Source organism: Aequorivita sp. KMM 9714 (genome assembly GCF_011065475.1).
In the GTDB taxonomy this organism is placed as follows: domain Bacteria; phylum Bacteroidota; class Bacteroidia; order Flavobacteriales; family Flavobacteriaceae; genus Aequorivita; species Aequorivita sinensis.
In genome coordinates, this window is the sequence record NZ_JAAGRO010000003.1 from 320,539 (window position 1) to 330,836 (window position 10,298).

The following is a 10,298-nucleotide window of genomic DNA, read 5'->3' on the forward strand; positions in this document are numbered from 1 at the left end:
CTTTTATATATCGGTCTTATTCTATAATAATAAACTCCGATCTTCTGTTTTTCTGGTGTTCAGCTTCCGAGCATTTAACTCCGTTACTACAATTATTTATTAATTCACTTTCCCCAAGTCCCTCAGCTTTTAATCGGCTTGAGTCTATTCCTTTTGATCCAATATAGTCCATTGTAGATGTTGCACGTCTTTGAGACAAGGCTTTGTTATATGCATCATTTCCGCGGCTGTCAGTGTGCGAACGTATGTTTAGTTTTAATTGTGGGTACTCATTAAGAGTAGCAACAATTTTCTCTAATTCTACTTGTGCATCAGGACGAATGTTAGCCTTGTCAAAATCAAAATAAATCATAGGAATATTAAGCACCTTAGCTAAATCTGTACCTGATATGATTTGTTCTTTGTTTTTTTGTAATTGGAAATCTACCGATTGTGATTCTAGACCTGGAGTTGAACTCTTTTCATCGGTATCATAGTTTTGATGACTTGCACGAATGGTATATTTATGAAACTTGTTTGTTTCGGTTGAAAAATACCCGGTCTCATCGGTTGTTAGCGTAGTATAGTGGTTACCATCGGAATCTTTAAACGTAATAGTAGCACCTTCTATAGGCTCTTCAGTTTGTTTGTCGGTAACATTGCCATCAATTGTTGCTTTAAACACATCAATAATGGGTGCGGTTTCTATAAAGGAATAAATGTTGTCATAAACAAAAGTACCTGTGGTTTGAGTTCGGTTTGAACTAACAAAACCTCTTTTCGTGGTTGAATCTATTCCGAAAGCAAAATCATCTGCATAGGTATTTACAGGAGCGCCAACATTAAGAACATTTCCATAACCTTTATCCTGAATTTTTACATAAAACACATCCATACCTCCCAGTCCAAAATGACCATCTGAAGAAAAATATAATTCATTTTCTTGTGAAATAAAAGGGAAGGTTTCTTTTCCTGCAGTATTTATTTTAGATCCTAGATTTACAGCTTCACCTATGGTGCCATCTTCTTTAATTGAAGCTACATAAATATCAGAATTACCATAGCCACCTGGACGATCGGAAGAGAAATATAATTTAGTTTCATCTGGACTTAAAGCAGGATGAGCGGAGGAATAAAGGTCACTATTAAATGGAAGCTCTTCAGGTTCTAACCACTTTCCGTCTTCTTTTTTAACTCTGTATATTTTTAGCTTTTGGTTGTTGTCTTTATTGTCGGCTGTAAGGTTGTTACGCGTTAAATACATTGTATTACCATCCTTGGTAAATACTGGAGAAGATTCGTGAAACTTACTATTAAGTTTACCTTTAATTTTACTAGGTTTTCCTGAAGTTATATTTTCTTCATTAATTTCAATCTGATATAACGATAGGAAGCTTAAGCCATCCCAAGCACTTTTTCTATTTAAGAATGATTGTGTACTAGAAGTAGATGCATAAATTAGATTATTGTCAACTTTTGTGTGCCCAAATGAAATTTTATCTTCATCGTAAAGAGCTTCGATAGGTTGTAATTCATATCTACCAGAATTTTGCTCTATTAAAGATGGATAGTCAATTGATTTATTTGCAGTAGCTTTACTTTTATCCAAGTATCTATTGTAAACATTTTTTGCTTCTGTATCGTTAGCGGTGGCTTTCAACGTTTGTGAATAACGCAATAAAATTGACTGCTCTTGATCTGCGTTAAGGTTGAATAAACGGCTATACCATTTTAATGCCTCGTCGTATTGAGCATTAAAATAGTATGAGTTTCCAAGTTTTGTAAATAACTCTTCGGATTCATATCCTTTTTCAGCTACAGCTAGATATATTTTCTGAGCATCCACAAAATTGTACTGCTCATATTTTTTATCAGCTTTTTTTAGTTTTTGTTCTTGAGCATTACTTGTTAATGCAAGGCCCAGGAAGCACACTAAAATTAGGGATAAAGTAATGTTATTTTTCATCTGTCTATATTTGTTATTTTTAGTAGTGCTGATACTTCATTTCGTCTAGAAGAATCTTGGGTTTAACTTAGCCTTTACTCTAGTGCCTAATTCAAAGCGTAAAAATATTTCGTGGGAACCATCGTTATACCTTCCAAGTGGTGTAGTGTCATAATCATAAGCATAGCCTATCATTATGTTGTCGTTCACTTGAAAACCAGCCAATCCACTTACAGCTGCATCAAACCTATAGGCCAAACCAAAAGTTACACGCTCATAAAGTAATGCGTTAGCAGAAACATCTATAGCAAGAGGAGCGCCTACAACCGCTTTAGCCATAAACGCAGGTTTTAGTTTAAGGTTTGGGTTCATCGTAAAAATATAACCTCCTGTAAAGTAAAAATGTGCTTTCTCGGTAGCAGTTGAAACTTTCACATCGTCATAGTGTTCTGTTTCTAATAGATTAGGAGAAGATAAGCCTAAATACCAATTATCGGTATGAAGAAATAATCCAGCACCAACTATAGGTGAACTATAGTTTTTTTGCGTCAAGTCGTAATCATTAGGGTCGTAAATAAGCAATTTGTTTGGGTCTACATCTAGTAATGAGAACCCTCCTTTAACCCCAAAAGATAACTTTGCAGCGTCTGATACATTTATAGAATATGAAAAATCTGCAGTTATAACGCTTTCTGTAGAAGGTCCAATTTTATCACTACTAAAACCAAGTCCGAGTCCGATGCCTTGAATACCGATAGGGGAGTGAGCTGTAAAGTTTAAGGTTTCAGGTGCACCGTCTAAACCTACCCATTGATTTCTGTAAACTCCAATCATACTTAATGATCCACGGTTACCAGCGTATGCAGGATTTATGCTTACGCTATTATACATATACTGGGTAAACTGTGAATCTTGCTGAGCCTGCATCTGCTGTGAAGCCGAAAACATACATGCCAGTAGGACGAAAACAAATATTTTTGATATATTAATATTCATAGAATTTTTCTTATTAGTTTCCACTTAGGTATAAATAACCTGCTTGTTTGTGTCTATTATTTTCTGAAGGATTACCGTATTGATAATCTAAAATGTAATAATAGGTTCCGGTAGGTAACTGCTTATCTCCATCAACAGTTAATCTACCTGTTGAAAAGCCATCAAACACATCTCCATCAACGCCGTAATTGTCAGACTCGAATACTTTTATCCCCCAACGGTTAAAAATTTGTACATTAAGGTTGCTTGCACATTCATTATTTGATGTGTCAATTAAGAAGTAATCGTTTTTACCATCACCATTTGGAGTAACAGCATTATAAACTACAATATGACACGGTAAAACTTCTCCAGTATTTAAGCGTCCAAACGTTACAACTCCATAACCGTTTACTGCGGTAGTAACTGTTTTGTTATCGATATCTATAACACCGCCTTCATCTACCCACATATTAGTTTCTTCATTCCAGCGCACTATTGTTAACGCGTCTTGTGAAGCTGCATCAATCATGGATTGTGGGGTGGTTTCTTCTCGCCAAGAAAGCGTAATTAACATATCCTCTTCTGCAGCAGACTCCTTGTTAATGGTCCAATATTCTTGATTGTCGATTTCCTCAATTACACCTGCTTTTAAATCATGAGAGTACATTGGGTCGGAATTTTCAAAGTAAAATTTACCTTCAAAAATGCTACCCGAATTAGCAGGGGCTGATATTCCAGCAAAACGATAGTATCCACCATCACCAATAGGAAAGGTAAATGCTTTATCGCCAAACTTAGTTACAGGACCATCAATATGGCTGTAATCGGAAGTATTGATATGGAAAGCATCGGTGTTAAAAGTAATTGCGCCACCAAAATTATCGTTGTCTAAAATGCCGTTGTATAAATCGGCTTCTCCACTAATGTTTAGGTCTCCTGAAATTTCAAATGGAACCGAATTGCTAGTATTGTTAAAATATACATCGTAAAGATAGCTTACCTTGGAGCCGCTAATAGACTGAACAGTGTTTCCGATAAACCTAGTTAATCCTGTATTTTGATAGAAATCTACATGTCCGTCGTTGTGAAAGTGACTATAGATAAATGCATCACCATCATTAAAAAACGCTCCTGTTTCTAAGTTGTTAAAACGCTCTACCGTTGAAAACTCTGTGCCTTCACTTACGTAAAGCATCCCTTCATTACTTGTCTGTGCAAGTGTTGTGAAAGTAAAGAACAGCAAAACAATTATATGTGATAATGTTATTTTCATAATTTGTGTTTTAATCAACTTTTTGATAAATCATTGGATTTGTAACCATAGCACCAGAGCATAAACGATTTACTCCGTAAAGGTGAATTGGTGGAAATACTGAAGCTTGAACTAAAGTTTTAATCCCTACGCTAATTCTATCGTACTTAAGTCCAGGTCTAAAATTTAATTCCACCATTTGATTGTTATTCAGTAGATTTAGAATGTTTACGCCATTTATTAACCCATCTTGAAAATCAAATTGAGCTACTTCATTATCTCCTAAATACGCTTTGATTTCTAATCCACCTAAAAGGTCTAGATCAATGCCTCCACCTTCGGTTTTCAATTTAAGTACAGCAATATCATTAGTGTTTGACACTGAATTAAAAAATATCCATTGCTTGGTAGAAGCACCAATTCCTAATGTTCCATTACTAATTTCTGAATAGTTTGTAGTGTTATCGTCGATAGTATATGACATATTGGTAACACCAGCTCCACCAAGGTCGTTAACACTTAAGCTAAGTCCTGTATGTTCAAAAGAAGTAGCAAAGGCTCCAAAACATGGATCTGTAACTAAGTCTGTACACATTCCATACACATTCATAGTGTTGGGTTGAGTCAATAATCCTAACGCGCTATTTGTAGCATCCGTAATTTTTATAGACTTGTATGCTTGCGTTGGGGTTACCGCTATATAATAGCGCCCTTGCTTATCTTGGACCACACGTATATTGTTATTACCACCATCAGAAGCTTGATTGCTACTGGCTGAATCGATAACATTTCCATTTTCATCTTTCACTTCTACTTTAAAGAAGTGGTCTCCTAGAATTATACCATCCAACAATCCTGAAACGATATTTCCAAGACTACCCCCAAGTAAAGCACCAAGGATATTTTCGTCAAAATCTATACGTATGTATGAAGTTACTCCTGCAGCCACAGGTTGCTCATAACCCATTTCTACATAACCTTCGAACTTATTTCCTAGTCCAAAAAGAATACCTGCTCCTGATTTTAAAGTTGCATAACTATCGAAATCGTCATCAAATAAATTTTGAACGTTATCTGCATTGTGCGAGTCAATTAAAATTGTAGAACAAGAAGGTGCTTCAAATGGAAATGGAGTAGGGGTCAATGGGCAAGTGTCACCATAGCGTTTTACATCATATAAGCGTAAAGGTTCAGCAGCAACATTCACACTTGCAATAGATTCAGCACCAATTTCTACACGATCAAAAATACCTGAAGGTTCATATTCTAATTCTACAATACCAGCAGAGCCGAATAATGCCAATAAATCTAAATTATTGATTAATCCACTTTCTAAAGTTTCATCGTTACCAACTTGTGTACTTCCACTGAAAAATTTAATTCTATATCTACCTAAAACATCCAAGCTTAATGCAGATGATGGTTCTAATGCCAATCTGATTTTTACTTTATCTCCAACTTGTGAAGGCTGACTAAAGTAAACTGTTTGATAAACATGAGCCAATACACCAGCTACACCAAGATTAATCTCGGAATAGTCCGAAGAGTTTTCGCTAATAGCTTTATAGGCATCTGTTACCCCTACACTAGAAATATTCCCTAAGCTTAGTCCAATTCCTCCACCTCGATATGAAGTGAAATTTGCAGGAAAACAGTTGTCTGTACCTATGTCAAAACAAGCATTGTAAACATCTAAAGAGGCTTTTTTCCCTGTTGCTAATAATGCTACAACGTGATTTGTAATACGTATACGGTTATAATCTGCATCTGGTGTAATTGCTATATAATAACGTCCTATGTTATCTTGCACTAATGTAACAGCACCATTTGAAGTGCCTTCAAACGCATCAGAGCTAGTTCTGCTAAGAACAGAGGTATTACCGTTTTTAGCTTCGACTTCAAAAAACTGATTACCTAATAGTAAACTATTGGCTAAGTCGCCTACTAATTTCCCTAAACTACCACCTAACAGCCTGTCTAAAACATCTTCGTCGTAATTAATACGCACATAAGTGGTGTGGTTTGCAGACACTGTTTGCCCTAAGTCCATTTCAACGAAACCAGCAGTTGGTCCACTTCCTAATAAACTACCTGAATCTGCATGTAGTGTAGCAAATGTTTCGTTATTTCCGTCAACTGTATTATGAGGGAAATCCACATTTTCAAAATCAATTAATGCAGTTGCACAAGAAGGAGTTTCTAAAGGCCCTTGAGTTGGATCAGGAGTGGCGGCGATTTCAGGATTCAAGCAAGTCCCAAGCCCGTCATAACGTTGAACGTCGTAAATTCTAACTCCATTTCCTAAAAGGTTTACACCAACAGTAGAATTAAGTTTAACTTCAGCACGAGAAAATTTCCTTCCTGGAGCAAATGTTAGCGTTGCAGGAGCACCTGATCCTAATATAGCTAGGATGTCAGTATTATTTAATAAGCTACTTTGTAAGGCTTGATTGTAAACTTCTTGACCGTTTGCGTCATAAAGCAACACTTGGATAGATCCTAATAAGTCGGTGTTAATCAATCCTCCTGAACCTAAGGCTAATTTTATATTTAATGTAGAAGTTTCTGTAGATTCAGAAATAAAATTAAAACTTTGAGCCATAGAACCTATTACATCGATTCCTAATAAAGCACCTGACTTTACAAGGGAATAGGTTTCCATATCGTCATCAATGGCATTTCCTAAGTTTTGATTATCAAAATCAAGTAAAGCTATACTAACTCCTGAGTCTTCGTAATACGTGTAAAGTGGTCTTCCGCAAGTAGGAGAATCTGTATAGTGAAAAGCTTCATAAACATTAAGTTCTAAACCACCACCTAATGAAATATCCAATAAATTCGATTCTGAACGTAATTTCACGCGCACACCCGTATAAATTGAACTTGAAGTTACAGCCAAGTATAGATTGCCTTCTGAATCTTCAGCAATTGTACTATGTACATTTGTTGCATTCACTAAGTTATTTCCATTATAAACTTCAGTAATAATGTTGTTGTCTAACAACCCTAACAATCCACCAACTAGTTCTAAAAGATCTAAACTAGCACCTGTGGCTACAGGTTCGTCAATTTTTATATATGTTGTTGTATTAGCACTTAATTCATTTCCAAAATTCATTTGTATCCATGCCTCACCTAAACCACCCGTTCCTAAAATTACTATGTTATTTGCATTTAGAGTTGCGCGTGTGGATTCATCAGCATCGACAGCAAAGTTAGGGTTGGTAACTTTTGCTAAGTTAGTGTCGTTGGTTGGGGAATAGTTTCCAGTAGGTATTCCAAGTATAACTCCTTTACTGTTTGTCCCACTTATTTGACTACTAGCATATTCCTTAGTCTGCGCCCAAGTATATGTTTGTGCGGAGAATATAAAGACTCCAAGCAATAATATTAGCTTGGTGATGCGCCCAGGATTCGTGAATAGATATCTATTAAAATTCATATTATTTTTTTAAAAGTTTTTGAGGCTAGAAACATCATAGGCTATTAAAACTGTAGCTAAAACAAAATAGCTAATGGCAACTTTTAGTTTGAGTTTTATAAACTTCAATATTTTGTTACGTTTTAATCAATAATTCCTAAACCACAATTTTATTCCAGGCTTAAATAATTTAATGTAACCTAGGCACCTTAATGTTTTAGGCGCCTAGGTTTATAAGCTTTATTTAATTACAAATACAATATTCATAAATGAAGCAGGAGATGAGCTGTCTATAATATCATACGTTAACACCCCGTTTTCATTAATACTTAGATTTGCAAAAACACTCTCATCAAAATATGTTATGTAGTAATACAATTCATTGCTTTCGAATATTTGTATTTGGGCTGGAGCATTTGTGCTACCAATTAGTCCACCGTTGTATGTTAAAGAAGGACCAGCTGCGCCGTGAGCTACATCAAAAGCTACACCTGTAAATTGCTTTTTATAATCATCGTAAAGGTTTCGTTGTAATCCAGTTCCAGTTTGAGAAGTTTCAAATATAACCGCCGGCATATAGAAAAACTTAGGTCCGTTTCCGTTTAGCGTAGACTTGTCTACCCATACTGGATTTCCGTTTACATCAGTAACTAGAACATGGTTTGGATCTGCATTAGCTATATCTTCAGCTTGAATTGTACCATTTTTAATATGAGTAGATGTTATAGATTCATCTTTAACTTTCAAACTAGTTTCAACCAAAACAGCCTCAGTTCCGCCAGTAACAATTTCTATAGTTGCGTCACCATTAGTGTCTGCTGCCGTTAAGTTTGCAGGGTTTACAACTCCATCCTGACCTTTAATGTTTCCTGTTAATACCCAAGCACTACCATTATATTCATATACATCTCCAGTATCTGTATCTAGATATTGATCTCCGTCATTTCCTGAAATACCATTTGTAGTTGGATCGCCAGAACCACTAGTCCACATAGAACCGTCAGCTCCTTCTTGACCTTGAGGTCCTTCTGGTCCCATAGGTCCAGTTGGTCCAGCAGGTCCAGTGGCACCTGCAGGTCCTATAGGTCCTGTTTCTCCTTGTGCTTTTACACCTGTATCAGTAGTTCCAATCCACCAATTTCCGTTTGCTCCAATTTCTGGAGTTAATCCGTCTTGACCGTTTTGTCCACCAGCTGCAACGCCTGTGTCCACACCGTCTATATACCAGTTTCCATTTTCAATGGTTACAACAGAACCATCAGCACCGTCAGCTCCATCAGCTCCTTTTAAAGATTGCAACCATTCTGCTTCCGTACCAACGTAACCATTTTCCGCTGCAACTTGGTAAGCAGATTTACCATCTTCACCTTTTGCTTTAACTCCAGTGTCAGTAGTTCCAATCCACCAGTTTCCATTTGCTCCAATTTCTGGAGTTAATCCGTCTTGACCATTTTGTCCACCAGCTGCAACGCCTGTGTCCACACCGTCTATATACCAGTTTCCATTTTCAATAGTTACCACAGAACCGTCAGCACCATCTTCACCTTTTAAAGATTGTAACCATTCTGCTTCAGTTCCACCAAAACCATTGTCGACTGCAACTTGGTAAGCAGATTTACCATCTTCTCCTTGTGCTTTAACCCCGGTGTCAGTAGTTCCAATCCACCAATTTCCGTTTGCTCCGATCTCTGGCGTTAATCCGTCTTGACCGTTTTGTCCACCAGCTGCAACACCTGTGTCCACACCGTCTATATACCAGTTTCCATTTTCAATAGTTACCACAGAACCATCAGCACCATCTGCTCCTTTTAAAGATTGCAACCATTGTGCTTCCGTACCAACGTAACCATTTTCCACTGCAACTTGGTAAGCAGATTTACCATCTTCACCTTGTGCTTTAACTCCAGTGTCAGTAGTTCCAATCCACCAATTTCCGTTTGCTCCAATCTCTGGCGTTAATCCGTCTTGACCGTTTTGTCCACCAGCTGCAACACCTGTGTCTACACCGTCTATATACCAGTTTCCATTTTCAATAGTTACCACAGAACCGTCCGCACCGTCTTCACCTTTTAGAGATTGCAACCATTCTGCTTCAGTTCCACCAAAACCATTGTCGACTGCAACTTGGTAAGCAGATTTACCATCTTCTCCTTGTGCTTTAACTCCAGTGTCAGTAGTTCCAATCCACCAATTTCCGTTTGCTCCAATCTCTGGCGTTAATCCGTCTTGACCGTTTTGTCCACCAGCTGCAACGCCTGTGTCCACACCGTCTATATACCAGTTTCCATTTTCAATAGTTACCACAGAACCGTCCGCACCGTCTTCACCTTTTAAAGATTGCAACCATTCTGCTTCCGTACCAACGTAACCATTTTCCACTGCAACTTGGTAAGCAGATTTACCATCTTCACCTTGTGCTTTAACTCCAGTGTCAGTAGTTCCAATCCACCAGTTTCCGTTTGTTCCAATTTCTGGCGTTAATCCGTCTTGACCGTTTTGTCCACCAGCTGCAACGCCTGTATCCACACCGTCTATATACCAGTTTCCATTTACAATAGTTACCACAGAACCATCAGCACCGTCGGCACCATCTGCTCCTTTTAAAGATTGCAACCATTCTGCTTCCGTACCAACGTAACCATTTTCCACTGCAACTTGGTAAGCAGATTTACCATCTTCACCTTGTGCTTTAACTCCAGTGTCAGTAGTTCCAATCCACCAGT

General features: G+C 37.4%; 4 protein-coding genes and 1 pseudogene. All 5 read right to left on the reverse strand.

Annotation, left to right across the window (positions count from 1 at the left end; all coding sequences use genetic code 11):
• Window positions 1-16: 16 nt before the first annotated feature.
• Window positions 17-1,945 carry an OmpA family protein gene (locus G3A46_RS10240; RefSeq protein ID WP_165149479.1) on the reverse strand — a complete coding sequence of 643 codons (1,929 nt, stop codon included), beginning with the start codon at window positions 1,943-1,945 and terminating at the stop codon, window positions 17-19.
• 45 nt (window positions 1,946-1,990) lie between these two features.
• Window positions 1,991-2,920 carry a type IX secretion system membrane protein PorP/SprF gene (locus G3A46_RS10245; RefSeq protein ID WP_165149481.1) on the reverse strand — a complete coding sequence of 310 codons (930 nt, stop codon included), beginning with the start codon at window positions 2,918-2,920 and terminating at the stop codon, window positions 1,991-1,993.
• A 13-nt stretch (window positions 2,921-2,933) separates the two neighbouring features.
• Window positions 2,934-4,175 (reverse strand): gliding motility-associated C-terminal domain-containing protein, encoded by a 1,242-nt coding sequence (locus tag G3A46_RS10250; RefSeq protein ID WP_165149483.1) that lies wholly within the window; start codon window positions 4,173-4,175, stop codon window positions 2,934-2,936.
• 10 nt (window positions 4,176-4,185) lie between these two features.
• Entirely contained in the window at window positions 4,186-7,596 is a 3,411-nt protein-coding gene (locus G3A46_RS10255) for a hypothetical protein (RefSeq protein WP_165149485.1), read from the reverse strand.
• A gap of 219 nt (window positions 7,597-7,815) precedes the next feature.
• Window positions 7,816-10,298 (reverse strand): annotated as a pseudogene (locus tag G3A46_RS10260) (collagen-like protein); the annotation flags it as partial.

Coding starts and splice junctions, on each gene's coding strand:
- G3A46_RS10240 (WP_165149479.1), bottom strand. CDS start 1,945: ATGAAAAATAACATTACTTTATCCCTAATTTTAGTGTGCTTCCTGGGC.
- G3A46_RS10245 (WP_165149481.1), bottom strand. CDS start 2,920: ATGAATATTAATATATCAAAAATATTTGTTTTCGTCCTACTGGCATGT.
- G3A46_RS10250 (WP_165149483.1), bottom strand. CDS start 4,175: ATGAAAATAACATTATCACATATAATTGTTTTGCTGTTCTTTACTTTC.
- G3A46_RS10255 (WP_165149485.1), bottom strand. CDS start 7,596: ATGAATTTTAATAGATATCTATTCACGAATCCTGGGCGCATCACCAAG.